The organism is Ruficoccus sp. ZRK36 (assembly GCF_019603315.1).
In the GTDB taxonomy this organism is placed as follows: Bacteria; Verrucomicrobiota; Verrucomicrobiia; order Opitutales; family Cerasicoccaceae; genus Ruficoccus.
Map to the genome: position 1 here is coordinate 1,106,324 of NZ_CP080649.1, position 24,622 is coordinate 1,130,945.

Sequence of the window (24,622 nt, forward strand, 5' to 3'; positions counted from 1 at the left end):
CTTATTGCAGGCGGGAGAGCGCGTAGATTTCCGCAGGGCTGAGAGCCCGGTTATAAACGGCGAGCCCGGCAATGTGCCCGGTAAAGAAGTTTCCGATCTCTCCGCTGCGGTCTACGGCCCCGACGGTGAAGTCTGAGCCCTTGGGGCCGCCATCGTGCAGGCCACCGGAGAGGGAGTAGGGGTTGAGCCCGGCGCGGGCGTCGAGTTGCCCGTCGAGCCAGGCATACCCATTTTGGCCGTCGTAGCTCATGGCCACGACTGCCCACTCATCGCAGGACACGGGCGTTGCGCCGACCGGCCCGTCGATGCAGTATTTAAAGCCCGGGGTGGGGCCGCCTACATTCGAGAGGTGCCCGCAGACCTGATGGTGCTGTTGCCAGACGCTGATATTGAGAAAAAGCCCGTATTGGCGGCCGCAATGGCTCTCGTTCCACTGCCCGGCGATGAATTCGCAGTTCCCGTGAGCGGTTTTTTGACGCCGGACCCAGGCCACAAGGGTCAGGCGGCCTTCCGGGCCGTGGATATCGAGACTCGGGCAGGCAGCCCGAGCGCAGTTGAGCCAGTCGCCCTCGTCGATGCGCAGGGCTTGACCACCCAGGGGGGCGCCGGGTACGGCCTCGACGGTTAATTCGCCGGTGCGTGACTCCAGGGCGTAGGGCTCGCCTTCTTCGGCTTTAAAGGTCGTGCCACTCTCTGTGAAGTTCCAGAATGTGATCAAACCGGGAAATGTCGCCGGGGTGGCGTCAAGGATCATGTCGGGGCAAACGTGCTCGGAGGAACTCATAGGTATTTCATAGTGGAAAATACGCCTCCGGGGAAAAGACCAAAAAGCTGTGACAAACAAAACATTGCCCGCGGGCCGGAAATTCTCCTAATCTTAACATTTAATCTATTCGGGCTGGCGTGCACCGGCCTTTCTGCTCACCTTTTCAGATCCAAAAAATTTAGCCGACATGGACCTTAAGGAAATCAAACAAGTCGTAGAGTTGATGAAGCGTTCGGACCTCACTGAGTTCGAAATCGAGGAAAAGGACCTCAAGCTGCGCATCTGCCGTGAGTCTCAAAAGCCTGTCGCGGTTGCCGCGGCACCTGTCATGGCGCCTGCCGCCCCGGCTCCTGCTGCCGCTCCCGCGGCTCCTGCCGCCCCGGCCAAGCCCGTCGAAGAGCCGGGCACCGAGTTCATCAAATCGCCCATGGTAGGCACCTTTTATCGTGCCCCCAGCCCGGACAGCCCGTCCTTCGTGGAGATCGGGGCCGTCGTCAAGGCCGACTCTGTCGTGTGTATCATCGAGGCCATGAAGGTCATGAACGAGATTCACGCTGAGGCCAAGGGCAAGATCCTGGAAGTGCTCGTGGAGAACGGCCAATCGGTCGAGTACGGCCAGCCGCTTTTCAAGATCAAGGCTTCCTGAGCCTCCGCCCGCCCAACGTCATCCCGCGCCTCCGCGTGAACGCACGCGGCCACCCGAGCACCCATGATCAAGAAAATCCTTATTGCCAACCGCGGCGAAATCGCCCTGCGCATCGTACGAGCCTGCCGTGAGCTTGGCGTCAAGACCCTGGCCGTCTACTCCGAGGCCGATGAGCAGTCCCTGCACGTACAGCTGGCCGACGAGGCCATCTGTATCGGTCCGGCCGCCTCCAGCGAGAGCTACCTGAAGGCTGACCGCATCATCAGTGCGGCCGAGATTGCCGATGTGGACGCGATTCACCCCGGCTTCGGCTTTCTCTCGGAAAACGCCGAGTTCGCCGAGCAGTGCGAGAGCTGCAACATCAAGTTTATCGGCCCGAACTCCTCTACCATCCGCTTGATGGGGGATAAGGCGATGGCCAAGTCCGTCGCCCTCAAGGCCAAGGCCCCGGTCATCCCCGGCAGCGACGGTCCCGTCGAGACCGAGACCGAAGCCCTCAAGCTGGCCAAGCAGATCGGCTTCCCGGTGATCATCAAGGCCGTCGCCGGTGGGGGTGGTAAGGGCATGCGCCTGGCCCACAACGCCGTGGCCTTCGTCCGCGAGTTCCAGCTGGCCCGCGCTGAGGCCGAGAAAGCCTTCGGGAATGGCTCGGTCTACGTGGAGAAATTTATCGAAAACCCGCGCCACATCGAGTTCCAGCTCCTGGGTGACGAGCACGGTAAGATCATCCACCTCGGTGAGCGTGACTGCTCGGTGCAGCGCCGCTACCAGAAGGTGGTTGAAGAGGCTCCGTCCCCCTTCGTGGATGAGAAGCTGCGCGCGAAAATGGGTAAGGCCGCTGTGGCCATCGCCGAAGAGTGCGGCTATCAGAATGCCGGAACGGTGGAGTTCCTCGTCGATAAAAACGGTGACTTCTACTTTATCGAGATGAACACCCGCATCCAGGTCGAGCATGGTATCACCGAGGAGGTGACCGGCTACGATCTGGTCAAGCGTCAGATCGCGATCGCCGCTGGTGAAAAGCTCGACCTCGACCAGAAGGACGTGCGCTTCATCCGCCACGCCATTGAGTGCCGTATCAATGCCGAGGATCCGGCCCGCAACTTTGCCCCGTGCCCCGGTAAGATCGACCTGTACTACCCGCCCGGTGGCCATGGCGTTCGTATCGACTCGCACATTTATGGTGGCTATGTCGTGCCTCCCTACTACGACAGCATGATCTCCAAGGTCATCTCCTACGGGCAGACCCGTGAGATCGCCATCGACCGCATGTACCGTGCCCTTAACGAGTACATCATCCGTGGCATCCGCACCTCGATTCCCTTCTGTGCCGCTATCATGAAGGACCCGGTCTTCCGCTCCGGTGAAGCCACCACGAAGTTTGTGGGCGACTTTATGGAGCGCACGCCGAAGGATCTCTTCGCGACGGCTGAGGACTGATTCGTCAGTCTTCGGGGCCGCGATTTTTGCTTTGCCGAGCCGCCTTTTTGCCTCAAGGCTTCTTCCAGCGCTTGCGCAGATGCACAATATCCTCTGATCTAACCTTAACCGAGAAACTCTTATGCCAGCCAAGAAACCTTCCCAGCCCGCCGACGAATCGGATCCCAATAGCATCCCTACTCCGGTTGAAGCTACGGAAAGCTCCGATGAGATTCATATTAACATCCCTGTGGTCGCCAATATCGTGAAGATGGCCGCGCTGCAGGTGGACGGTGTGTACTCCGTGGGCGGTACCTTCGCTGATGGCCTGTGGGAGACTCTCGGTGCCAAGAAGGGCGACCGCGGCGTCGAGGTAAAGGAAGACGAAGCGGAAAACTACCTGATCCAGATCCACGTGGAAATGCGCTTCGGGGTCAGCATCGCCACGACCGCCAAGATCGTCCAGCAGACGATCCGCGAGCAGGTCGAAGCCATGACCAGCAAAGGCGTGGCCAAGGTCGAAGTCTTTATCGACGGCGTCCGCATGGAGCAGCCCGAGTCGGCTAAGAAGAGCGCCGAGCAGTGGGAGCAGCAGCCCCACACCGACTAGTTTTTGATCCCGTCGGCTTGCTTTCCGCAGGCCGGCGATCCCATTTTCTCCCGGCGAAAGCCACCATCAGGGACTGACAGCGTATGAACGAGGAAAACAAGATTCTGAGTTTTTATCACACGCAGATTGAGCCGTACCTGCAGGACCGCGTGCTCGTGATCTGCGTCGCCATTGTCCTGCTGTTTCTGCTGCTGGGTGTCGGTATGCTGCGCCGTCGCGGGCGTCCGATCCGGGTTTTCAAGACCACTTCCGGGCGTGTGCAGGTGACACGCGGGGCCATCCGTGATCTCGTTCTCGGTGCCTGCCGCCACGTCAACGCCGCTCATCGCCCCAAGGTCCACATCAAGGCTCGCCGTGGACGGCTCGCCATCCGCATCGATCTGCGCCTGAACGAAGACCAGCGTCTGAATGACGTTGCGGTCAAGCTCCAGACGCGCATCGAGGATGTCCTGCAGGACACGCTAAGCCTCGATCGGCGCAGCGTGCGTATCGACATCGGCCTGAAGGGGATTCGCCATAACAAGAAGACCACACCTCCCGAGGAGGAGGCACTTCCTGTGGCCGTCGCTCCTGTCCCCGATGTGGCTCCGGCACGGGCCGAGGAGGACTCTTTCGTCCCCGCCACGAGCCCGAGCGAGCCTGAGCTCGACAATGTCGCCGAGGACACGGAATCCGAGCCCAAGCCCAAGCGGAGCTTTTTCGGCTGGGGTAGCCGTAAATCCACGCCGTCCGATGAGGACGAGGTCGAGGATCCGGTCGATGCTACTGCCGACGACGACGATCCTTTCGCACCCGGGCATGTTTCCGAGTCGGACGAAGATCGCGAAAAGAAGGCCTGAGCGGGGTTCGCTCGGAGAGTTATCCCATGGCGGCAGACCTGCAGTCGGCGTTGTTTTACGCTATTTTGGATACCGGCTATGTGCCGCGTGACTCACTGGTGGACAAGTGCCGGGCCTTGCTGGCCGGTGGGGCGGATATTATCCAGCTGCGCGCCAAGCACGAAAACACTTCGGAGCGTATCGAAATTTTAAATACGCTCGTCCCGCTTTTTGCCGACACGGAAGTGCCGCTGGTCGTGAACGACGATCTGGAGGCTGCGTTGGCTTTCCCGGGGCTGGGGCTGCACGTCGGGCAGGATGACCTGCCGCCGGATGAAGCACGCGAGCGTCTCGGAGAGGGGCGTGTGCTCGGCCTCTCCACGCACTCACCGGATCAGGCTGCTGGCGCGATTGACCATGCGGCGGTCCTCGACTACTTCGCCGTGGGTCCGGTCTTTGCCACCCCGACCAAGCCGGACTACACGCCCGTGGGCCTGAACCTTGTCAGCCATGTCGCCGGGCTGGATGCACCGCTACCGTGGTTCGCCATCGGGGGGATCAAGCTCCACAATGTAGCTCAGGTGCTCGCGGCTGGAGCGCGCCGAGTGGTTGCGGTTTCAGATGTGCTGTGCGCGGAGGATTCGGCAGCGGTCATCCGTGACTATAAGTCGGCGTGCAGTCGCTGATAACCGGTCTGGTCAAGGCTGCGTGTTTGTTGCCTTCAGGCGCCACTTGCCGGATGCCGGATCTTTCTCAAAATCGCGCTCTGCCGGTACTCCGGCAGCGGTGTAAAGGTCTCTGACTTCCAAACCCTTCAGGTACTCGACAAATCCTTTCAGGTCCTGTGAGCCGTAGAAATTCCCCAGCTTAAGGAGCAGCCCGCCGGGGCGTTGGGTGAGGACCGCAATGGCCTCGGCGGCGTTGAAGCCCTGCTGTATGGCTACGACCAGAAAATCAAACAGGACCTGCTGAGTGGCCTCCGGGTTATTGCACGTCTGAGCCGCAAGCGGGTAGAACTCCTTTAACAGCGTCTGGCTGACGGTGGCTCTCTCCTGCTCATCCATGGCAATATGGTTACAAGGTTATCTTACAAAAAGTAGCAGAGGTCGGCCCATTCGCCATCTACCCGCGTGTCCACGCGATAGCTGATGCCCGCCTCGGTCGCGACGGTGTTGAAATGCTCTTTCACCTCATCGAGCTCGCGGGCGAGGATGCCGCTGAGGGCGAGGGTACCGTTTGGCGCCATGGCAGCGAACAGCCCGGCGGCGTGAATCTTCAGGATGTCGGCCTGGATGTTGGCCATCATGAAGTCAGTCTGGCGGCCTTCGAGGCCGGACTCGATCCCAGCCTCGGCAAAGGCGACGGCCTCGGGGGAAATCTTGTTAAAGAGCGTGTTCTCGCGGCTGACGCGGATCGCCTCGGGGTCCTGGTCAAAGCCGTAGACATTCTTTGCACCGAGCAGGACGGCGGACAGGGCCAGGATGCCCGAGCCGCACCCGGCGTCGATGATGCGCTGGGAGGGGAAGGCGTCCCCGCGCTCCGCACGAAAGTCGAGCAGGCGGCGCGCCATCAGGCGGGTCGTTTCGTGGCTACCCGTCCCGAAGGCCATCCCGGCGTCCAGGTACAGGGCCACGTCCCCGTCGGGCAGGGGGTAGCTCTCACGTTCCCAGGCGGGCACCCAGTGCAGCGGGGGCTTGGCCCAGGGCTTTAGGAACTCCTTGTACGCTTCCTGCCACTCGCGGTCCTCGATCTGCTCGCGGGCGAACTCAGCGGGCAGCTCAGCGAAGGCTTCGCGCAGAGCGGCCAGCCCGGCGTCAGCCTCGGCCTCCGTTTCGTAAAAGCCTTTGAGGAAAAGGGGGCCGCCGGGAGCGGATTCGATGCCCCAGTCGAGGAGCCCTTCTTCGCAGAAGTAGGCTTCGAGGGCCTCAGCCAGTTCGGTGGGGACTTCGGTTTTGAGGATAAACATTGGGATGGGTGCGAAAAGTTACTGGAGGTTGCCGAGCATGAGCTCGTCGGAGAGGCGTCGGATGGTGGCGGGCAGGAGCTCGTGCTCTGCGGCGTGGACCTTTGCCTCGACGGCTTCCAGCGGCTCGCCTTTTTCGATCGGCACGCGTGTTTGGCCGAGTATTTCGCCAGCGTCGATCTCGGGGGTGACCCAGTGGACGGTGCAGCCGGTCTCGGCATCACCGGCCTCGATGGCGCGCTGGATGGAGTGCAGGCCGGGATACTTGGGCAGGAGGCTGGGGTGCAGGTTGATGATGCGCCCGTTAAAGGCCTCGATAAAGGGCGGCTTGATCACCCGCATGAAGCCGGCCAGCACGATGAAGTCCGGCTGCAGGCGCTGGATGGTCTCGATCCAGTGGGCTTCGGCTTCGCCTTCGAGCTTGGTTTTGAACTTACCCGGATGCAGGTAAAAGGCGGGCACGTCAAAACGCGGGCCAAGCTTGAGCATGGGGGCCTCGGGCTTGTCGCAGAAGATACCCACGACCTGGGCCAGTCCGAGCTTGCCGTCGTCCTGTGCTTTGAGGATGGCCTCGGCATTACTGCCACGGCCGGAACCAAGTAATACGATGCGTACCATGTAAAGTTGGGGGTCAGAATGTGTCGGCGGCAGCGCGGATCTTCGCGATGAGCGAAGTGGTGCTGTAGCCTTCGAGAAAAGGCAGGAAGCGGATGTCGGTCCCGCAGGCTTCGAGCGCCGCGCGCTCCTCGGGGTTGAGGCTGCCGATGTCGTAGTCACCGGCCTTGACGTATACGTCTGGCTGCAGCACCTGAATCTCGTGAGTCAGCCGCGGCGTGTGAAAGATGACAAGCGCGTCGATAAAGGGCAGGTTCCCCATCAGGTAGGCGCGCTCTTGTTCGCTCTGCACGGGGCGGGTGGGGCCTTTCAGCGCCTGCACGCTCTTATCGCCGTTGAGGGCGACATAGAGCCGGTCACCCTGCTCGGCGGCTTTCTTCAGGAAAAACAGATGCCCGGTATGCAGCAGGTCGAAGCATCCGTTGGTGAGCACGACTTTTTCCCCGGCCTGGCGGGCGTCTTCACGCTGGCGGGCAGCGTCGTCGAGGCTGAGAAGCTTGGGGATGTCGAGTGCGGGCGGCATAAAGTCCGCATACTTCGCCCGCTATGGCTTGGGGTCAAGCTTTAGCCCGCTCCTCGGTACGACTAGGGCACTCCGCCTAGCGGCTCTGGGGAGGAGCGATCGGACCGTCCATGCCGTAGTAGGTCTGGCGCAGTCCGGTCTGGTTGGACTTGTAGCGCTGACCGTCGATCTCGACCGTGACGTTCTGGATCTCAGGGCTGACCACGCGGATGGTACCGGCGCGGCTCAGGGTCGTAGACTGACCGTCACTGAGGTTGCCCTTAAAGAGTTCCTGCAGGTCGCTTTCCTGGCGTACGAGTACGTAGGCATTACCGCCGGTGGCGGTGATGGTCACGTCGCCAGCTTCGGCAGGTGTGGTGGCGGGCTGGAGGGGGGTGGTCGTTGAACTCCCGCTGGAGACGGCGGAGGCCGGGGCGGTGTCGTCCTCAACCGCTGGATCACTCGGGCTGATGAGCATGTTGACGAGGACGGCCAGCAGGCCGACCAGTACAAACGTGCCTGCTACGATGAGGCCGATTTTCCAGTAAAGGGATTTGTCCGTGTTCTGCTCGACCGGATCAGCCGGGCCGTCGTGGGCGCTGCTCGGGCGGTCCTTGAGGCGTGCGGTCTTGACCACTTTCGGGCTGTGCTCGCCAAAGGGCGGGGCGGAGTCCGTGCTGCCGAGAGTCTTTGTCTCTTCGGGCAGATCCATGCGGCCGAAGAACTCGCGGCTGTCGCGCTTGTTGGCCAGCTTGCTGGACCCGAGCAGGACGGCGTTGTAGTCCGTCATCAGCTTGTCGGTATCGAGCTTGAGGTAGTGGCCGTAAATTTTCAGGAAGCCGCGCTTATAAACATCGGGCAGATCGAAATCGAACTGGTTGTTCTCGAAGTTCATGAGGAAATCGCTGCGGATTTTCGTTCCTTCGGCAGCTTCGCGGATGGAGATACCCTGCCGCTTGCGCGCTTCCTCTAATCTGTCTCCGATGTTTGGCATGTAAAATCCTGAGTCTGTGAGAATTCCCTAACGGATGGCAAGGCAGAAAGCAGGGTGCGTGACCACACTGAACAAACATGGGGCGAGGCACCATCGCTCACTGCGTTCGCTCCCTCAATTATTCTCCGATTGCGCAAGAGGAGTTCGCTTGAGTTGGCGCAACTACCGTTGCCCAGGCCGCCACTTCAGGCGGCGGCTTCAGTGATGTGTGAGCATCACGCGGGTCCAGGGCTATGCCCTGGTTACAGGCTGTCCAGGTCGCGCATGATCTCGCGGGGGCTGGAGCCGTTCTCGGGGCCGACGATGCCCTCGTCTTCGAGGATCTCCATGATGCGGGCGGCGCGGTTGTAGCCGATCTTGAGGCGGCGCTGGAGCATCGAGGTGGAGGCGCGCTTGGTGGCTCGGAGCACGTCGATGGCAGCGGGTACGAGCTCGTCGTCCCATTCTCCCTCGGCACCGCCGCCGCCTTCCTCGCCACCGGCTTCGATCTGCTGCTGCACCTCTTCGGCGAAGCTCGGGTCCCCATTCTTGTCGTTGAGGAAATCTACAATGCCGTTGATCTCGTCGTCGGAGACGAAGGCACCCTGAGCACGGACGAGGTTCGAGGTGCCGGGAGGCACGAAGAGCATGTCGCCCTTACCGATGAGGGCCTCGGCACCGCCCTGGTCGAGGATGGTGCGGCTGTCGACCTTGGAGGCGACCTTGAAGGAGACGCGGGTGGGCAAGTTGGCCTTGATCACGCCGGTGATGACGTTCACGGAGGGGCGCTGGGTGGCCAGGATGAGGTGGATGCCGGCGGCACGGGCGAGCTGGGCGAGGCGGGCAATCCCCGTCTCGATGTCCTGCGGGGCGACCATCATGAGGTCGGCCAGCTCGTCAATGATGCACACGATGTAGTGCATGCGCTTGTCGGGGATCTCGAACTCCACGTCGTCGTCGCGGGGGACTTCCAGGTTGGAAGCGGCTGCGCGCTCCTCCGGGCTCATGGCCGAAGACATTTCTGCCTCGCGGGCCTCGGCCTCGGCGCGTTCCTTTTTGTTCTTCGCGATCTTGGCGTTAAAGCCAGCGATATTGCGCACGCCTACCTTGGCGAAAATCTGGTAGCGCCGTTCCATTTCGCTGATCAGGTACTTGAGCGCGCCGGGCACCTTCTTGGGCTCGGTCACGACCGGGATCAGCATGTGCGGCAGCTTGTTGTAGACCTGCATTTCCACGACCTTCGGGTCCACCATGAGGAAGCGCAGGTCCTCGGGGGCGGCGTGGTAGAGCAGGGAGGCGATGACGGAGTTGATGCAGACCGTCTTACCCGAGCCGGTGGAACCGGCGATGAGCATGTGGGGCATGCGGGTCAGGTCTTCGACAATGGGCTTGCCGGTCACGTCCTTACCCAGGACGACCGGGATCTCGGCCTTGGACTCGGCCCATGCGCGGGACTCGACGATCTCGCGCATCGTTACGGGCAGGGGCTTGGGGTTGGGCACCTCGATGCCGACCGTGCCCTTACCGGGGACGGGGGCGAGGATGCGCACCGCCTCGGCCCGCAGGCCCAGGGCGAGGTTTTTGTCCAGGTTGAGAATCTTCTCTACGCGCACGCCGGGAGCGGGCACGATCTCGTAGCGGGTGATGACCGGCCCGGTCTGGACCTCGGCGGGCTCCACCTTGACGTTAAACTCGTCCAGAATGCGGGCGATGTCGCGGGCGCGCTCCTGATGCTCCTCGGGGGAGGCGTGGTTTTCGCCGGGCTGCACGGGCTCGTTGAGCAGCTCGATCGAGGGGAAGGTGTGGTTACCCTTTTTCTCAGGGCGGGTGATGCGGGCCTTTTCAGTGACCTCGCTGTCCAGAATCTTGAGTGGATGCTGGGTGACGGAGAGGGGCTTGCGGGCCTGAGCCTTGTCTTCGGCCTCTTTCTTGCGGGTGAGGTTAAAGATGGCAGGGCCTTTCTTCGGGCCGGAGGCGGCAGCAGGCTCAGGAGCGGGGGGAGGTGGCTCTTCCACGGGCGCAGCTTCTTCCGGGGCGGTGCCGGGCGTGATGATGGCTTCATCTTCGCTGCGCAGGGAGGGCTTGCGCTCTTCCTTCTTGGGCGGCGGTGCCTTCTTGCTGGGGAAAACCCCCTTGATCGAACGCTCGGGCGGCGCCTGCTTGGCACGGGCGGCTTTAAGTTCGGCCTGGCGCTCCTTGCGGGCTTTGCGCTTTTGCTCCAGGCGCTCCAGCGTTTGCTGCAGGTTGTCCGTAAACAGAAACAGCCCGCTCACGAGGAAAATCAGCAGGATGAGCAGGCTCGTGCCAAAGGAACCGGCGTACTTGATCGCCAGGTTATTGAAGACCAGACGGCCCATGAGCCCCCCGAGTCCGTTAAAGTAGTAGCGACGCTCCGGGGCACCCTGGCTGGTGGTAAGAATCTGCAGGCCGGTATCGGTCGATGCGGGAGCGTTCCAACTGAACTCCTCCGGGCGCGGCGTTTCGAAGACTTGCTCATCGACGAGGGTGGACAGACCGGTCAGCGAGATCAGGAAGAACACAGCCGAGATCGCCAGGCGCAGGCGGACCCGGTGGGCCTGCCGGAAAAGCAGGAGATAGCTGATCCAGAACAGCAGCAGCGGGATCAGCCACGAGACGATCCCGAACAGCCAAAACGTCCGGTATGCCAGCTCGGCGCCAAGGGTGCCCGTGAGGTTCTGGTCCGAGTCCCCGCCGACATGCAGATGCGGCGACTGGCTCGGGTTAAAGTCCAGCAAGGCAACAATATAGATGATGCTGAGAGCCAGCACCACCAAGGCCCAGAAAGGCTTGGACTGGGGTTGGCGCGGGGCGAAAGATGTTTTCTCCTGCGTGGCGGCAGGTTTTTTCGAGAAGAGGCCCATTTCCAAAAAGACCATCCTACCCGTGCTGCGTTCAAAAACAAGCCCGAACCCCAATACCGGTAGTTTTCATGACTGCATCAAGTGGTGTGCGGTAGGTAGGCAGGCCCCTTGACCCCAGCCGGGGCGGATTATACCCCCAATGACGATAGGATCACCCTGACATTGACCGCCGCTGCCGGGGACTTTAGCGTTGGGTCATGCGCTTTTACGCTTTCAAACCTATTTATCAGGAACGTGTCTGGGGCGGACGTGGTCTGGCAGACCAACTCGGGCGGGCTCTGCCCGGCGAGGCCCCTATCGGCGAGAGCTGGGAGATTGTGGATCGCCCCGAGGCCCAGTCTGTCGTGGCCGAAGGGCCGCAGGCAGGGCTGACCCTGCGTGAACTGGTGGAAAAGCACGCCGACACCGTGATGGGGCCCGGCTACGATGCCTCGACCCCCTTTCCGATTCTGGTCAAGTGGCTGGACTGTCAGGACCGTCTGAGCCTGCAGGTTCACCCCCCGGCAGACATCGCTCCGAGCCTCGGCGGCGAGCCCAAGACCGAAAACTGGTACGTGGCCGAGGCCGAGCCGCACGCGGCCATGCTCATCGGGCTGAAAAACGGCGTCACCCGCGAGGAATTTGAAACCGCCCTGCGCGAAAACCGGGCCGAGCCTCTCGTGCACCGTATCCCCGCCAAAAAGGGCGAGTCGATGTTTGTGCGCAGTGGCCGCCTGCACGCGCTGGACGCCGGTTGCCTGATCCTGGAGATCCAGCAAAACTCCGATACGACCTACCGCGTGTACGACTGGGGGCGTGTCGGGCTCGACGGCCAGCCGCGCCAGCTCCACATCGAGGAGTCCCTCAAGTGTATCGAGTTCAACGACTACGAGCCGGACCTCCTGCGTCCGGTGGGCGACAAGCAAGTCATCGCCGAATCCGAGCTGTTTAACATCACCCGCTATACACTCCGCTCTGGCCAGAAGCTGGAGTTCCCCGCCGGGGAGCAGCCGCGTCTGATCGGTGTGGTCGACGGTGCGCTGCGCGACTGTGCGGACGAGACCACAATCGGTCGCAGTGCAAATGTTCTGCTTCCCTATGCGGAGAGCTTCACGCTGGAGGCCATTCACTCGCCGACCACCGTGCTGGTGACGGATGGTTTCGGGGGTGCGTGACCGCACTGGCCATTGATGGGGTTTGCCCGTCGCTCACTGCGTTTGCTGCTTTGGTCACCATCATTGATAACAGCTTCTCTCACCGATGCTAAAACTCCTCTTTAAACCCATTGGCTGTCTGGGCTCGGTGCTGGCGACACTGCTGGTGCTGGCGGTGATTGCGCTCATCGTACTGTTTTGGGTGGCCGAGGCGTGGACCCCGAAGTTCGTCTCTGAGTGGATGGAGCAGCATAGCGGCTTTGACGTGCAGATCGACGACGCCAACCTCGAGCTGCTTTCGCAGGAGATCGTCTTTGAGGACATCGTGGTGGGAAATCCCCCCGGTTTCCCGGAGGAGAGTTTCCTGCACATCCGTGGGCTCAGTGTGAAGCTGCCCCTGACTGCGGTGGCTGAGGGAGACTGGCGCGCGCGAGAGGTGGATATGGTGATTGATTCGCTCACCGTGGTCATCCCCGAGCGTGGTCCCAGTAACCTGGCGGCCTTTATCGATGCGGTGGGATACGAGCCGACCATCAGTGATCAAGCCGCCGCCACGGCGCTTGCCGATGGCCCGCAGCTGGAGAGCTTCCGGCTCGCGATCCGCGAGGTTATTATCGAGAACCACTCCATCGGTCGCCCGGACATTGCCCGCTACAAGGTGGAGTACGTGGGCGAATTTACCGGTGTGAGCCTGAGTTCGGAGGTTTTCCCGGAGGTGCAGCAGGCGTTGCGGCAGAGTGGGTTGCCCGGTTTCGGGCCGGCCTTTTTCCGGGCGCTTTTTGCGACTTTTCCGGTTCAGTGTTTCGCGGATATCGAGCCGCGTACGCCCGAAATTATCCCCGATAAAATCGACACACTGATCCGTGAACACGGTGAAGATGCTAAAAAAGCCCTTGAATCTCTCTAAGATTGGGTAATGGTTTCTCCCCTTACACAAATGTCTATGAAGGAGAAACCCGAAAGCAACGAACCGGAAGCGGCCACCGAGGCACAGGCCGCGCCTGCGCCGGAAGAAGCGGTCGCTCCTGAGGAGGCTTCCGCCGAAGCCGGCTCGGAGACGGCAAAGCTGCTCGCCGAGCTCGACAAAGCCCAGGCCCAGGCCAAGGACTACGAGGACCGCTACCTGCGCTCCATGGCCGATCTGGATAATTTCCGCCGCCGCGCCGCCCGCGAAAAGGAAGAGTCGCGCCTGCTGGCCAACGCTGTCCTGATCGAGGAGTTGCTGCCCGCGCTTGATAATTTTCGTCTCGGCCTCGCTGCCGCCGGTAACCACCCGGAAGCCGCCGAGGTGGCTAAAGGCTTCGAAGTCGTCGCTGCCCAGCTGCGCCAGGTCCTCAACGGCCATGGCCTTGAGGTGATCGAACCCGCCCCCGGCGAGGACTTCGACCACAACCTGCACGAGGCTGTCTCGCAAAGCCCGAGCGACGAAATCGCCGACAACAAGGTGCTCACCCTCGTCCGGGCGGGCTACCAGCTCAACCAGCGCCTGCTGCGCCCGGCTTCGGTCGTGGTCTCCAGCGGCCCCGCCGAAGGTTGATCCAGGATGGCGAATAAAGATTACTACGAACTGCTCGGCGTGAGCCGGGAGGCTACCGAGCAGGAAATTAAAAAGGCCTACCGTAAGCTGGCCATGAAGTATCACCCGGACAAAAATCCGGGCGATGCCGAGGCCGAGGCCAAGTTTAAGGAGATCGGCCACGCCTACGAGGTCCTCAGCAACGAGGACAAGCGTGCCGCCTACGACCGCTACGGGCATGCCGCCTTTGAGCAGGGCGGCGGGCGCAGCGCCGGGGGCGGTTTCCATGATCCCTTCGACATCTTCCGCGAGGTCTTCAACAGCGGCGGCGGTGGCGGAGGCGGTATCTTCGAGGAATTCTTCGGTGGCGGCAGTCGCGGCCCGCAGCGCGGGAACGACCTGCGCTACGATCTGGAGATTTCGCTGGAGGAAGCGGCTGAGGGCGTCGAAAAGACGATCAAGTATCGCCGTCAGGCCGCCTGTGATAAGTGCCACGGCTCCGGTGCCGAGCCCGGCAGCAGTGAAAAGACCTGCCCGACCTGTAACGGTCACGGCCAGGTCATCAGCTCGCGCGGTTTCTTTCAGGTGCGTCAGGCCTGCCCGACCTGCGGTGGGCGCGGCAAAGTCGTCGAAAAGCCCTGCTCGAAGTGCTCGGGCCACGGCGTCGTCGATGAGACGCATACGCTCAAGGTAAAGATCCCTGCCGGGGTCGATACCGGCTCACGCCTGCGCTCAGCAGGTAGTGGCGAGGCTGGCCCCTCCGGGGCACCCGCTGGCGACCTTTACGTGATCATCCACGTCAAGGAGCACGAGATTTTCGAGCGGCACGAGAGCGATCTTTACTGCCTGATCCCGATCAAGTTCACACTGGCCGCGCTCGGTGGCACCATCGAAGTGCCCACTCTCAAGGGTAAAGCCTCGCTGAAGGTTCCCGCCGGAACCCAGAGCGGTACGACCTTCCGCCTGCGCGGCAAGGGTATGCCCACGCTCCGCGGCGGACATCACGGTGACCAGCTTATCCAGGTCGAGATCGAGGTGCCGAAAAAGCTCAATGGTGAGCAGCGCGAGAAGCTGGAGGAGTTCGCCACCGCCTGCGGTGACGCCGACCAGCCCGTCAGCGAAAGCTTTTTCGAAAAAGCCAAGAAGTGGTTTGAGTAGCGGGTAGCACCCGCTGGCAATGATGGGGCTCTGCCCCATCGCTCACTGCGTTCGCTGCCCCAGCAGGGCGTAGCCCTGCACCCATGATCCTAACGAATGCTTGTCCAAATGGTGGCACCCAGTCTGGATGCTCTGCTAGGCGATCACGATGCGCAGCATCGAAAGTGCAGGCTTCGTCTGCTGCGGGTCTGGGCTGCATAAGCCCAGCGATACTACAGTGAGCGCTTACGTGTCCAGGCGGCGGAGGCGAAGCGTGCGGTCTCGCGGGCGAGGCGTTGCTCGTCCCAGGCAGGCGCATCGACGGGCGTAGGCGTGGTGTCGAAAAGCGCGGCGAGGCCGGTCGTGAAATCCTTTTCGAACTGTATCCAGTCGATGGATACAGGGAGGGCGCGGGTGATGCTGCCCTGCACGAGCAGGCCGTCGCGGGTACGCTTCTGGGCGGCCCCGGCGATTTTCTCGCCGCCGGGTAGGGTGAGATCGTACTGCTCGGGCTGCTCGAAGCAGACCGCGTGCAGCCCGTCGGTGCTTTTGATCGCGTGCAGCTCGCTGGCGAGCCCCTGTTGGGCAAGGGCGGCGGCGATCTTCTCGTGGACGAGCCGGTAGAGCGCGGCGGGGCCGTCGCGGTAGCCGCGCGCGCCGGGCGGCACGACGAGCGCGTAGGTCCAGTCGTTGAGGTGGTCCACCAGCCCGCCACCGGTGGGGCGGCGTACGAGCTCGCAGGGTAGGGCAAGGATGCGCTCGTGGGTTTCGTTAAAGGTCTGCGACAGCCCAAAGCTCCACGCCGGGTCGCTCCACCCGTAGTGCCGGAAGCGCGGTGTATCCGAAACCGGATACGCCTCCAGCAGCATCAGGTCCGTAGCCATGTTGGCGGCGGCTGAAGCGGTATGTCTGGGTAGAATGTGCATCCTTCAAGACAGGCTAGGTGATCGGGGGAGGATGGCAAGATTGTGAGCGGTGAAATCGGCTTGAATGCTTAACTTATTCTGGATAGCTTTTGTTATAGATGAAGGTTAACAAAGTCGTAGCAATCTCCGCAATTGTGGTCGTTGTCTTGCTGACGTTTGTTGCTCTGCCTATGTGTGGGCATGTTTATCGCTCACCGAGTCGTGTTAATGCCAGCAATATCAGGCAAATGGGGTTTATGCTCTCTAACTACTGCGAAGCATCTGATGGACAGCACCTCTTGCCAGCCAGTGTTTTTGCCTTGCCTGAGTATGTGGAGGACAGGAAGGAGCTTTCATTTCGCGATGTCCATGATGGGGATGTGGTACGTGGTGACTGGATTATACTCGCGTCTAGCTACCCCGTTGATCCGGGGGAAGTTATGTTGGCTGCACCCGTTCCCTACTATTTTGAATCAAAAGCACCTCAGCGTTTGGTCTGTATGGGGGATTGCGTAGTCACCCGCATGCCGGAGGATGAGTTTCTGGCCATGATGAAAGCAAGGGGGCAATGAGCATGAAGAAGCGAATTCGTATCCCTATTGTTCTCGCACTGATCGTGGTAGTGCTAATCGGTCTATGCGCGCTCTTCATCGCGCTCGTTGGGTCATTTTCCCCTCCGGCGATCAATACGGCGAACAGTAGTTGTCTGCGGCAGCTGGGATTCCTTTTGGTGCAGTACCAGAAAGAGCATGGGCGGTTACCGGATAGCATGTATGGACTCCCTGAATACTCTCAGGACCCTAAATACTACCAGTTTCGAGTCTCCTATGATGTGCCCAAGAGAGGAGCCGACTGGATCATTGCTACCCGTGTGTGGCCTGAGGACAGTGATGCGCAACGGATCATCGCAGCGGCACCGTTCCCGAGCGAATGGCATACAGGACAGATGATGCGACTGGTCCTGCGTGGGAGTGGCGCTACGGATTGGATCCCCGAAGACGAGTTTCTGTCGCAAATTGCCGTCCAGGCATGGAATGAGTTTTCTTCCACAGGTAAATGAACCCGTGGCGGTCGCCCTCGGCCTCTTCTTCGCGCTCTTTGTGTCCTTTGCGGTTTCTCTATCCTAAAAATCCACGCCCTTCTTCAGGCGCACGGGGGCGGCGGAGCGGCCGCTGGTTTGCTCGTACCATTGGCGGGAGGCGGCGGGGACTTCCATCTCGTCGAGCTGGAACTCATAGGAAATCGGGACGGTCTTGAGCTTGCCCACGAGCGGAGCCAGCTCAAAGCGCAGGTCAGAGGCGCGGCGCTGGCCCTCGCAGGAGGCGGCCTGGATGAGGTCTTCGGGCAGCCCAAAGCGCTTCAGGATGCGCAGGCCCATATCGTGGCGGGTGACGGTTTCGTTGCCGGCCCAGTGAAAGATGCCGTGCAGGTTGCGACGCTCGCACAGCTCGACGAGCAGCTCGCCGAGATTGGCGGCGGAGAGGGGCTGGCGGATCTCATCGGTGAAGAGGGTGGGGCGCTCGCCTGCGGCCCAGGCGTGGAAAAGCTTCTCGTGAACCGAGCGGGTACCGGAGGGGCTGTTTCCGGTGAGGATGGGGATGCGCAGGACGGTGGCCTCGTCCACACCGTGTTCGAGCACTTCGCGCTCGGCCAGGAGCTTGAGCTGGCCGTAGAGGCCGATGGGGTTGGGCAGGTCCGTCGAGCGGTAGGGGGTGCCGCTCTGCCCGTCGAAGACCATGTCCGTAGACAGGTGGATGAGGCGGCAGCCCAGGTGGTGGGCGACCTGCGCGAGGCGACGGGGGAGGGCGACGTTGAGCTTCTCGGCGCGCTCGGGGTCGGCGTCGCAGTCAGCGGGGCTGGAGACGGCGGCGGCGTGGATGATCACGTCCGGAAAGAGCTCCAGCAATGGGCCGACGATGCTCTCGGGCTCGCTGAGGTCGAGCTGGTGCAGGTTGAGGCCTTTAGGGGTCGGCTTACGCGAGTGGTAAAAGGCGTGGACTTCGTGGTTGCGGGCCAGGGCGGCGAGGGCGGCATGGTGGCCGGCGAGGCCGGAGGCTCCTGTCAGGGCTATTTTCATCAGGTACGGAAGATGCTGATCGTGGCAGTCTGTGGTTTAGGATTGCAAGCAAAGGGGGATATGACAGCTTAAGGGGTCTTTTTCAAATGAAATACCGGGATTTGGTCAGGCCGGGAGTACTCTCCCTGCCAGTTTATGAGCCGGGTCGACCGATTGAGGACGTGGCACGCGAATTCGGCCTCGACCCCAACGGCGTGCTTAAGCTCGCCTCTAATGAAAACGCCATGGGCCCCTCGCCCAAGGCTGTCGAAGCCGCTGCGCAAGCCATGCGGCACGCTCACCTGTACCCGGATGGCAGCGCCATCGCGCTGCGTGAAAAGCTGGCCGAGGTACGCGGCCTCAAGCCGGAGCAGATCTTTGTCGGTACCGGTTCAAACGAAGTCATGGTGCTGCTGGCTCAGGCCTTTGCCGGGCCGGGCGACGAGATCATCTTCGGCGAGTACGCCTTTATCGTGTATAAGCTGGCGGCGTTGCTCTTTGGCGCGAAGCCGGTCTCCGTCCCGATGCCGGGCCTCGCGCACGACCTCGACGCGATGGCCGACGCGGTGACCGACCGCACCCGGATCATTTTCATGCCCTGCCCGAACAATCCGACGGGTACGGTAGTCGATCCGGACGACCTCAAGTCCTTCATTCGGCAGCTCCCCGAGCACGTGATTTTCTGCTTCGACGAGGCCTATGCCGAGTATCTCGATGAGCCCGCTGATCTGCGTCCGCTCATCGACGAGGGCTACAAGGTCTTCTGCACGCGTACCTTCTCCAAAATTTACGGTCTGGCCTCGCTGCGCGTGGGCTACGGCTACGGCGATCCCGAGCTGATCAAGCTTCTGAATCAGGTCCGCCAGCCCTTTAACAGCACCGGAATTGGCCAGGCGGCCGCACTGGCGGCGCTCGATGACCACGCTTTTGTGACGCGTTCCCGTGAATCCAACCGCGCGGGCCTGAAGCAGCTGACCGAGGGCTTCAAGCGCCTCGGGCTGGACTGCCCGCCGAGTGAGGCGAACTTTGTGCTCATGGCGGTCGCGGACTCACGGAAGGTTTTTGAACTGCTGGAGGCCCGTGGCATCATTGTCCGCCCGCTGCATGGTTACGGGTTGTCCGAGTATCTGCGGGTGACGGTGGGCACTGAGGAGGAAAATACCAGGTTGCTGGGCGCGCTGGAGGAGCTTCTGGCCGGACCGGATGCCGCATCGCTGAAAGGAGAGTCGGAACGACGGTGAATTTGACCGCCATCGATTTTCTTCTCTACGGAGTCTTTCTCCTACTGCTGCTGTTTATCAACGCGATGCTGGTCGTCTGTGAGATCAGCATGGTCAAGGTGCGCTACAGCCTCCTCGATGACGAGGCGATGGATCGCCTGCGCCAGAGCCGCCGGGTGGCCCTGCTGCTGGATCGGGGTGGCCAGATCGCCCAGGTGCTGCGCTTTGGGGTGCTGCTGACGACAGTCGGGCTCGGTCTGGTGCTCGTGCCTACGATCTTCTTCCTGATCGGGCGTATCGAGTGGTTTTCAGAACAGCCGGGTAAGACCTTGCTGGTCTTGTTTACCTTTGTCCTGACGGTCTCGCTAACGAGCGTATTCGGTTTTCTGGTTCCGCGCGGGATTGCGCTGGCTTATCCGCAGGCTTCGCTGCGCTTCTCCTCGTGGTTTATCCTGGGCTTTGTCACGCTGGTTTCGCCGTGGTCCCGCATCCTCCGCAAGGTTGCCGGGCTGGTCCTGCAGCCTTTCCAACTGAAGCTGAAGGAAGACTTTAACGTGCTCGACTACGAGGTGCAGATCCGTGCTCTCGGTGAGGAAGAGGTCTCCGTCAGCCCGCGTATCCGCAATCTGCTTCGCAACGCCCTGCGCATCCGGGACCTGGAAGTCTCGGACGTGCTCCTGCCGCGCAATCAGGTCAAGTACATGGATGTGAACCTCACGGTGGAGGAAAACCTGGCCATGGCCCGCGAGAGCGGGCACACGCGTTTCCCATTGTGTGAGGAGGACCTCGACCACTGCATCGGCCTGATCCACATCAAGGACATCTTCCGCCGCAAGGGGCAGGTCGTGGACCTGTTGCGCATCCGCCGCCAGATTCTGAGTTTCGACGAGTCCGATCCGCTGGAAAACGCCATGGAAACGATGCTTCAGCAGAAGTTTCACATGGCCGTGGTGAGGGATGAGTTCGGCGGCACGCTTGGCCTGATCACCCTGGAGGGCATTTTGGAGGTGCTCGTCGGAGATATTCAGGACGAGTTCGACGTGGCGGAAACCGCCATGGTCCGTCCGGTGGGCGAAGAGGCCTTCCATGTCGACGGGCTCACGCCCCTGCACGATCTGGAGGAGGCGCTGGAGATCAACGTCGGCGATACCGAGGCGTCCACCTTTGGGGGCTGGATTACCGACGAGCTTGGCCGGATGCCGGATGCAGGCGAAAACTTCGAAATCGAGACTCCGCCACTCGCGGTTACCATTCTCGAAGTGGACGAGAAACGCATCCTGTCGGCAACGGTTCGCCTGCGCTCCGACGAAGAGGCTGAGGATTAATCCGCTGCTGATTCCCTGCGCCGCATGTTGTAGACGGGTACGATGGCCGTTGGCGGAGCAACCGCATATATCGGGCGATTGCCCAGTGTGCGGCTCAATATCCTTCCCGCTGATGCGGCACTATGAGCCATTCACCGTCTCCCTCTCGGAGGCGAGACAAGCGGGGCGCTATCCTGAAACGTGCTTTTTTGCCAAGCTCAGCTTGGGCGCTGCTTCTCAGGGTGGATAATGGTATCCAGCTCGATCAGTAGCGTCTCCCGGTCCTGCGTGTAGATGAAGCGGTCGCTACCGAGGCTGCGGTAGGCCTTCATGAGCAGATCCGCCGAGGGGCGGCGCATTTGCAGGAGTTTCTTGAGGTAGGTGCCGAGTTGGGCCGAGTTGCCCATGTCGATCTCAAGTTCGATCAAGCGGGAAAGGGCAGCCTGATTGTCTGAATTAGCCTCGATCGCTTTCGTCAGGATTTTGCGGGCCTGTTCCTTGCCGCCCAGGTCGACAAAGCGGCGGGAAACGGCGATGAGGGTGTCTACACGGACACTGCTCTGCTTGAGGAACTGCTCAAGGTAGATGTCGCTGTAGTCCTTGTTGCCGATTCCATAGTAGGCGACGGCTCGGAGGCTGTTAAAGACGCCGAGATTACGCTCCATCCACTCGGGTTTTTCTTTGGCCAGCTCTTCGGTGAAGTTGATCGCACCCTGATAATCAGAGCTGGTGATGTGGGCTTCGACCAGCAGCAGGGCAAACGGGGCGATGTTGAAATCGTTCTCCAGTGCGGCTTCGTAGATGCGCCGTGCCAGGTCCACCCGGCCGGAGTCGGTGGCATAATTTGCCAGGGCGATCAGAGCTTTTTCGTTATCTCCGAACTGATGCAGGATGGTTTCTGCCTCACGATCGGCGCGCTCCTGTTGATCGGTATTGTCGAGGCTGTAGAGCAGGTCGATGCGGGGGGTAACGCTGAGGGGGGAATTAATGTTTCTGAGGACGGCATAGCGGCGTGCTTTCGCGTGCTCGCCCATGTCGCGGTAGAAACGGCTCATCAAGGCATAAATCGGCTCATCGTTAGGATACTTGCCCAGGGATGATTCCAGCTTCGAAATGGCCGCCTGCTGCTGGCCACGGTCCCAGCTGATGTTGGCGGAGAGCAGAGTGCCCTCAAGGTCGTCGTCCAGGTCGTAGTCTCTCACATAGTCCTCGGCCTGGTCGAAATCGCCTCGGTAGTAGTGGGCCGTGGCAGCCGCCAGGGCCAGCAGGCGCTGGACTTCGGGGCCAGGATCTTTGCTGAGCAGGTTATCGGCGACATCCATCACCTCCTGGTCCTGCTGATAGCGCAGTAGCATCTGGATGTAGCGCTTTAGATATTCCTTGTCATTACCCGCGTAGGGGATGCCGCCACGCATGATGCTGATGGCGTCTTCCGGGGGACGCTTTGCCAGCAGGCTAAACTCCGAGAGCATTGAGCGGCCCTCCAGGTTCGTCGGGTTATGGACGACACCGGAGCGCAGGAAGAAATACGCTTTGCGGACATCGCTCTCCCGCAGATACTGTTTCGCCTGTTCGATTTCGTAGTCACCACGCTGCTTTTGGAAGCCCTCCATATTCCAGGGGAGGGTGAGGACGTCGGTGTACGAGACCTCCTCGTAGCTTTTGCGCTCCTTGAAGTAGAAGTAGATGGCCGTGGCCCCTGCCAGGTAGCTCGCAATGACCAGTAGGGCGAGGGTCCCGAAGATGCGCCCCCACAGGAACCGGATGCGCCACTTTCCGCTGGGCCCTCTTTGTCGTACGGCGAATCCCAGCAAAATGGTTTTTCGGCTGCTTTTGGAATCGGATTTTGTGTTCTTACGGGCCATAGCGAGAATAGTAAAGGTATTGAAACTCGAATAGAGATGCAGTTGCTAGACAAGAGGACAGGTCATCTTTGGGAACGTTTCATGAAAATCAATGCGGTTTTTTGCCTGTAATGTGACGATTAGGGTTTTTTTGACTGGAGTTTGGGAGTAGAACGCTCTTGACTAGGCTAGTGGTGTGTGGCAAATCCGGGAATATTCTGACTCAATGCTTTAAATAAGAGTTAATCTTGCCTTGCCCATCAGTTTCTGCAAGTTGTCGGGCTCTGCGATTAATCAATCCTACCACCTGCTGCAAACCGTCTATGAAAAAAACATCTCCTCTCTCCGCCCTGATCGGAGCCGCCGCACTTCTTGCTGGTGGTACTGCTCAAGCGGCACCTCTCGTGACTGTCGCTGATACGGTCGATATTTTCTTTAATGGCATTGTCGCTGGCCGCTATCAGACGAATGTCTTTAACTCTGCCACCGCAGAAGATGATTTTCTGTTTATCGTCGGCCCTGGTGTGGAGATGAATCTCGGACGCAATAGCCTGTTTAACGTCAACCTGCTGTTCCGCGAAGACTTTTACTTTTACAACCGCTTTGATAACCTGAACACGCAGCGGGCAAACCTTTACCTCGACGCCAGCTACGAGAATGGCCCGATTTCGGCTGAGACCGGCTTCTCCTATGTCCAGACCCAGCAGAACTCGCAGGGGACAAACATTGGTAACCCGGCTTTGAATTCTAACCTGGTTAAGCGCGACCTCTACAACGCCTTCATCGATGGCCAGTATGAGATCTCCACGAAGTACTGGATGTCTGGTGGCTTCACCTGGAGCCGCACCGATTACACCAATAATCAGACCTTTGGTGGTGCTTATGCCAGCAACGACACTTACACCCTGCCCGTCGATCTGTTTTACAAGGTGACTCCCAAGTGGAGCCTTGGACCGGGCTTCCGTTACCGCTACACCGATACCGAGCCGACCAATACCGAGCCTGGCCGTAACTATAACGACTACTTCCTCAACCTCGCCGTTACCGGTGAAGTCCTCCCCAAGCTGGATGCGAATGTGAATATCGGTTATCAGATTCGTGACGGTGGTGGCGTGACCAGTGACGGTCGCTTTGCCATCTACTCGAATTTCACCTACAAGTTCTCCGACAAGCTGAATCTGTTCTTCGATATCAACAAGGACTTCGGTGTCGGTGGTCAGGGTACTTCGACTGACAACATTGGCACGGGTGTGGGTGCCCAGTACCAGATCAATACCTACCTCGCAGCGCAGGCAGACTTTGATTACTACAACACCCAGTACCAGACGAATCAGTCAACGACTGCTGGTGTTGCTGGCCGCGAAGATAACACTTACACGGCCGGTGCTTCCATCACTTGGACCCCGGATCCGATCTTCAGCCTTTCGCTTGGTTACACCTACTTTAAGAATGACTCGAACAGACCCGGCCTCAGTTACGATAACAATATCGTGAATCTCCAGGCCTCTATCCGCTACTAACGGATAATTAGTCTGAACATTTTCATTGCGGGAAGGTCCCATTGGTTCCTTCCCGCAATTGTCTAATAAACCCTATATCTACCATGAGCCCTTTTTTGCGCATCTGTTTGCTGCTCTCCGCGATGTGCCTCTACTCGCCGACGTTATCGGCTCAGGACGGGGGCGCCGCATCTTCCGATGGCTCCCAGAGCTCGCCCCCTCCGTCAGCATCTCAGCCTGCTAACCCCTCTACCTCTCCTGTCAGCGGACCACGTGCCCCGACAAGTACTGCCGGTGTTGTCGCCGGTAATTACATCCTCCAGCCGATGGATGTGATCCAGGTTGATGTTTTCCAGGAACCCATGCTGCAGGTGCAGTCCCGCCTGTCTGCCGACGGGACGGTTTCTCTGCCGTTGATCGGTGAAATGCCCATTGGCGGCATGACCGTTACCGATGCGCAGAATCTTGTTACTCAAGCATATAAGGGTGATTATCTGATTAATCCCCATGTGACCATTTTGGTACTTCAGTACACCGAGCGTTTTATTTACGTGCACGGGATGGTTAACCGGCCCGGTCCGGTTCCGATTCCCCCTGAGCGAGAGCTGAGCCTGACGGAGGCGATCAATAGTGCTGGCGGTCTGACCCGCTTGGCACGTCGCGGTAACATCAAGATCCGCCGCGTGAATCCGGATGGGCAAACGGAGGTCATCACAGTGGACTTTGGAGATATTCTTGAAAGCCCTGAAGTCTCTGACATTAAGCTCAAAGATGGTGACCATGTCATTGTCGATGAACGCATTATTTAATTAAT

25 protein-coding genes are annotated in these 24,622 nt (G+C 60.4%); 15 read left to right on the forward strand and 10 right to left on the reverse strand.

The window, feature by feature from the left end:
• Position 1 precedes the first annotated feature (1 nt).
• Positions 2–784, reverse strand: a complete 783-nt coding sequence (locus K0V07_RS04835) for a LamG domain-containing protein (RefSeq protein ID WP_220623409.1) — start codon at positions 782–784, stop codon at positions 2–4.
• Between the two features lie 169 nt (positions 785–953).
• Here K0V07_RS04835 and accB point away from each other — a divergent pair, with 169 nt between their 5' ends.
• The 5 genes from accB (at position 954) to thiE (ending at position 4,945) form a co-directional block, all read left to right on the forward strand.
• Entirely contained in the window at positions 954–1,412 is a 459-nt protein-coding gene (gene accB, locus K0V07_RS04840; protein WP_220623410.1) for an acetyl-CoA carboxylase biotin carboxyl carrier protein, read from the forward strand.
• A gap of 63 nt (positions 1,413–1,475) precedes the next feature.
• The gene (gene accC, locus K0V07_RS04845) at positions 1,476–2,852 is read left to right on the forward strand and encodes an acetyl-CoA carboxylase biotin carboxylase subunit (protein ID WP_220623411.1); all 1,377 of its coding nucleotides are present in this window, start codon (positions 1,476–1,478) and stop codon (positions 2,850–2,852) included.
• 121 nt (positions 2,853–2,973) lie between these two features.
• On the forward strand, positions 2,974–3,441 hold the full coding sequence (locus K0V07_RS04850; RefSeq protein WP_220623412.1) for an Asp23/Gls24 family envelope stress response protein: 468 nt from the start codon (positions 2,974–2,976) through the stop codon (positions 3,439–3,441).
• Positions 3,442–3,524: 83 nt separating this feature from the next.
• Entirely contained in the window at positions 3,525–4,280 is a 756-nt protein-coding gene (gene amaP, locus K0V07_RS04855; protein WP_220623413.1) for an alkaline shock response membrane anchor protein AmaP, read from the forward strand.
• Between the two features lie 26 nt (positions 4,281–4,306).
• Positions 4,307–4,945 carry a thiamine phosphate synthase gene (gene thiE / locus K0V07_RS04860; RefSeq protein WP_220623414.1) on the forward strand — a complete coding sequence of 213 codons (639 nt, stop codon included), beginning with the start codon at positions 4,307–4,309 and terminating at the stop codon, positions 4,943–4,945.
• Between the two features lie 12 nt (positions 4,946–4,957).
• Here thiE and K0V07_RS04865 read toward each other — a convergent pair whose 3' ends face one another.
• The 6 genes from K0V07_RS04865 to K0V07_RS04890 form a co-directional block, all read right to left on the reverse strand.
• The gene (locus K0V07_RS04865; protein ID WP_220623415.1) at positions 4,958–5,323 is read right to left on the reverse strand and encodes a hypothetical protein; all 366 of its coding nucleotides are present in this window, start codon (positions 5,321–5,323) and stop codon (positions 4,958–4,960) included.
• 23 nt (positions 5,324–5,346) lie between these two features.
• Entirely contained in the window at positions 5,347–6,225 is an 879-nt protein-coding gene (locus K0V07_RS04870) for a 50S ribosomal protein L11 methyltransferase (protein ID WP_220623416.1), read from the reverse strand.
• Positions 6,226–6,243: 18 nt separating this feature from the next.
• Positions 6,244–6,840, reverse strand: a complete 597-nt coding sequence (gene purN, locus K0V07_RS04875; RefSeq protein WP_220623417.1) for a phosphoribosylglycinamide formyltransferase — start codon at positions 6,838–6,840, stop codon at positions 6,244–6,246.
• Between the two features lie 13 nt (positions 6,841–6,853).
• A complete protein-coding gene (locus K0V07_RS04880; RefSeq protein WP_220623418.1) occupies positions 6,854–7,360 on the reverse strand; it encodes an adenylyltransferase/cytidyltransferase family protein in 507 nt (168 codons plus the stop codon).
• A 76-nt stretch (positions 7,361–7,436) separates the two neighbouring features.
• Positions 7,437–8,333, reverse strand: a complete 897-nt coding sequence (locus K0V07_RS04885) for a helix-turn-helix domain-containing protein (RefSeq protein ID WP_220623419.1) — start codon at positions 8,331–8,333, stop codon at positions 7,437–7,439.
• A 242-nt stretch (positions 8,334–8,575) separates the two neighbouring features.
• A complete protein-coding gene (locus tag K0V07_RS04890; protein ID WP_255568156.1) occupies positions 8,576–11,209 on the reverse strand; it encodes a DNA translocase FtsK in 2,634 nt (877 codons plus the stop codon).
• Positions 11,210–11,391: 182 nt separating this feature from the next.
• On the opposite strand from K0V07_RS04890, the gene K0V07_RS04895 reads away from it, so the two are divergent.
• From K0V07_RS04895 to dnaJ, 4 genes are all read left to right on the forward strand, one after another.
• On the forward strand, positions 11,392–12,348 hold the full coding sequence (locus K0V07_RS04895) for a type I phosphomannose isomerase catalytic subunit (RefSeq protein WP_220623420.1): 957 nt from the start codon (positions 11,392–11,394) through the stop codon (positions 12,346–12,348).
• Positions 12,349–12,433: 85 nt separating this feature from the next.
• Entirely contained in the window at positions 12,434–13,234 is an 801-nt protein-coding gene (locus K0V07_RS04900; protein WP_220623421.1) for a hypothetical protein, read from the forward strand.
• A 36-nt stretch (positions 13,235–13,270) separates the two neighbouring features.
• Positions 13,271–13,864, forward strand: coding sequence for a nucleotide exchange factor GrpE (locus K0V07_RS04905; RefSeq protein WP_220623422.1), 594 nt, complete (start codon positions 13,271–13,273; stop codon positions 13,862–13,864).
• Between the two features lie 6 nt (positions 13,865–13,870).
• On the forward strand, positions 13,871–15,001 hold the full coding sequence (dnaJ, locus tag K0V07_RS04910; RefSeq protein ID WP_220623423.1) for a molecular chaperone DnaJ: 1,131 nt from the start codon (positions 13,871–13,873) through the stop codon (positions 14,999–15,001).
• Positions 15,002–15,213: 212 nt separating this feature from the next.
• Here the strand turns inward: dnaJ and K0V07_RS04915 are convergent, their stop codons facing one another.
• Positions 15,214–15,906 (reverse strand): hypothetical protein, encoded by a 693-nt coding sequence (locus K0V07_RS04915; protein WP_220623424.1) that lies wholly within the window; start codon positions 15,904–15,906, stop codon positions 15,214–15,216.
• Between the two features lie 98 nt (positions 15,907–16,004).
• Between K0V07_RS04915 and K0V07_RS04920 the strand changes: the two genes are divergently transcribed.
• Both K0V07_RS04920 and K0V07_RS04925 read left to right on the forward strand, forming a co-directional pair.
• The gene (locus tag K0V07_RS04920) at positions 16,005–16,457 is read left to right on the forward strand and encodes a hypothetical protein (RefSeq protein ID WP_220623425.1); all 453 of its coding nucleotides are present in this window, start codon (positions 16,005–16,007) and stop codon (positions 16,455–16,457) included.
• Between the two features lie 2 nt (positions 16,458–16,459).
• The gene (locus K0V07_RS04925) at positions 16,460–16,945 is read left to right on the forward strand and encodes a hypothetical protein (RefSeq protein ID WP_220623426.1); all 486 of its coding nucleotides are present in this window, start codon (positions 16,460–16,462) and stop codon (positions 16,943–16,945) included.
• Positions 16,946–17,008: 63 nt separating this feature from the next.
• Here K0V07_RS04925 and K0V07_RS04930 read toward each other — a convergent pair whose 3' ends face one another.
• A complete protein-coding gene (locus tag K0V07_RS04930) occupies positions 17,009–17,962 on the reverse strand; it encodes an SDR family oxidoreductase (RefSeq protein ID WP_220623427.1) in 954 nt (317 codons plus the stop codon).
• A 161-nt stretch (positions 17,963–18,123) separates the two neighbouring features.
• Between K0V07_RS04930 and hisC the strand changes: the two genes are divergently transcribed.
• Positions 18,124–19,182 carry a histidinol-phosphate transaminase gene (gene hisC / locus K0V07_RS04935; RefSeq protein WP_255568157.1) on the forward strand — a complete coding sequence of 353 codons (1,059 nt, stop codon included), beginning with the start codon at positions 18,124–18,126 and terminating at the stop codon, positions 19,180–19,182.
• On the forward strand, positions 19,179–20,486 hold the full coding sequence (locus tag K0V07_RS04940; protein WP_220623429.1) for a hemolysin family protein: 1,308 nt from the start codon (positions 19,179–19,181) through the stop codon (positions 20,484–20,486). Before hisC ends, K0V07_RS04940 begins: the two co-directional genes overlap by 4 nt.
• 197 nt (positions 20,487–20,683) lie before the next feature.
• On the opposite strand, the gene K0V07_RS04945 is transcribed toward K0V07_RS04940, so the two are convergent.
• Entirely contained in the window at positions 20,684–22,330 is a 1,647-nt protein-coding gene (locus K0V07_RS04945; protein ID WP_220623430.1) for a tetratricopeptide repeat protein, read from the reverse strand.
• 302 nt (positions 22,331–22,632) lie between these two features.
• Between K0V07_RS04945 and K0V07_RS04950 the strand changes: the two genes are divergently transcribed.
• Positions 22,633–23,829, forward strand: coding sequence for an outer membrane beta-barrel protein (locus K0V07_RS04950; RefSeq protein WP_220623431.1), 1,197 nt, complete (start codon positions 22,633–22,635; stop codon positions 23,827–23,829).
• Positions 23,830–23,912: 83 nt separating this feature from the next.
• On the forward strand, positions 23,913–24,617 hold the full coding sequence (locus K0V07_RS04955) for a polysaccharide biosynthesis/export family protein (RefSeq protein ID WP_220623432.1): 705 nt from the start codon (positions 23,913–23,915) through the stop codon (positions 24,615–24,617).
• Positions 24,618–24,622 lie beyond the last annotated feature (5 nt).

Bases quoted from the DNA above. Each gene is read 5' to 3' on its own strand.
- K0V07_RS04835 (WP_220623409.1), bottom strand. From the start codon at position 784: ATGAGTTCCTCCGAGCACGTTTGCCCCGACATGATCCTTGACGCCACC.
- accB (WP_220623410.1), top strand. From the start codon at position 954: ATGGACCTTAAGGAAATCAAACAAGTCGTAGAGTTGATGAAGCGTTCG.
- accC (WP_220623411.1), top strand. From the start codon at position 1,476: ATGATCAAGAAAATCCTTATTGCCAACCGCGGCGAAATCGCCCTGCGC.
- K0V07_RS04850 (WP_220623412.1), top strand. From the start codon at position 2,974: ATGCCAGCCAAGAAACCTTCCCAGCCCGCCGACGAATCGGATCCCAAT.
- amaP (WP_220623413.1), top strand. From the start codon at position 3,525: ATGAACGAGGAAAACAAGATTCTGAGTTTTTATCACACGCAGATTGAG.
- thiE (WP_220623414.1), top strand. From the start codon at position 4,307: ATGGCGGCAGACCTGCAGTCGGCGTTGTTTTACGCTATTTTGGATACC.
- K0V07_RS04865 (WP_220623415.1), bottom strand. From the start codon at position 5,323: ATGGATGAGCAGGAGAGAGCCACCGTCAGCCAGACGCTGTTAAAGGAG.
- K0V07_RS04870 (WP_220623416.1), bottom strand. From the start codon at position 6,225: ATGTTTATCCTCAAAACCGAAGTCCCCACCGAACTGGCTGAGGCCCTC.
- purN (WP_220623417.1), bottom strand. From the start codon at position 6,840: ATGGTACGCATCGTATTACTTGGTTCCGGCCGTGGCAGTAATGCCGAG.
- K0V07_RS04880 (WP_220623418.1), bottom strand. From the start codon at position 7,360: ATGCCGCCCGCACTCGACATCCCCAAGCTTCTCAGCCTCGACGACGCT.
- K0V07_RS04885 (WP_220623419.1), bottom strand. From the start codon at position 8,333: ATGCCAAACATCGGAGACAGATTAGAGGAAGCGCGCAAGCGGCAGGGT.
- K0V07_RS04890 (WP_255568156.1), bottom strand. From the start codon at position 11,209: ATGGTCTTTTTGGAAATGGGCCTCTTCTCGAAAAAACCTGCCGCCACG.
- K0V07_RS04895 (WP_220623420.1), top strand. From the start codon at position 11,392: ATGCGCTTTTACGCTTTCAAACCTATTTATCAGGAACGTGTCTGGGGC.
- K0V07_RS04900 (WP_220623421.1), top strand. From the start codon at position 12,434: ATGCTAAAACTCCTCTTTAAACCCATTGGCTGTCTGGGCTCGGTGCTG.
- K0V07_RS04905 (WP_220623422.1), top strand. From the start codon at position 13,271: ATGAAGGAGAAACCCGAAAGCAACGAACCGGAAGCGGCCACCGAGGCA.
- dnaJ (WP_220623423.1), top strand. From the start codon at position 13,871: ATGGCGAATAAAGATTACTACGAACTGCTCGGCGTGAGCCGGGAGGCT.
- K0V07_RS04915 (WP_220623424.1), bottom strand. From the start codon at position 15,906: ATGCACATTCTACCCAGACATACCGCTTCAGCCGCCGCCAACATGGCT.
- K0V07_RS04920 (WP_220623425.1), top strand. From the start codon at position 16,005: ATGAAGGTTAACAAAGTCGTAGCAATCTCCGCAATTGTGGTCGTTGTC.
- K0V07_RS04925 (WP_220623426.1), top strand. From the start codon at position 16,460: ATGAAGAAGCGAATTCGTATCCCTATTGTTCTCGCACTGATCGTGGTA.
- K0V07_RS04930 (WP_220623427.1), bottom strand. From the start codon at position 17,962: ATGAAAATAGCCCTGACAGGAGCCTCCGGCCTCGCCGGCCACCATGCC.
- K0V07_RS04945 (WP_220623430.1), bottom strand. From the start codon at position 22,330: ATGGCCCGTAAGAACACAAAATCCGATTCCAAAAGCAGCCGAAAAACC.
- K0V07_RS04950 (WP_220623431.1), top strand. From the start codon at position 22,633: ATGAAAAAAACATCTCCTCTCTCCGCCCTGATCGGAGCCGCCGCACTT.
- K0V07_RS04955 (WP_220623432.1), top strand. From the start codon at position 23,913: ATGAGCCCTTTTTTGCGCATCTGTTTGCTGCTCTCCGCGATGTGCCTC.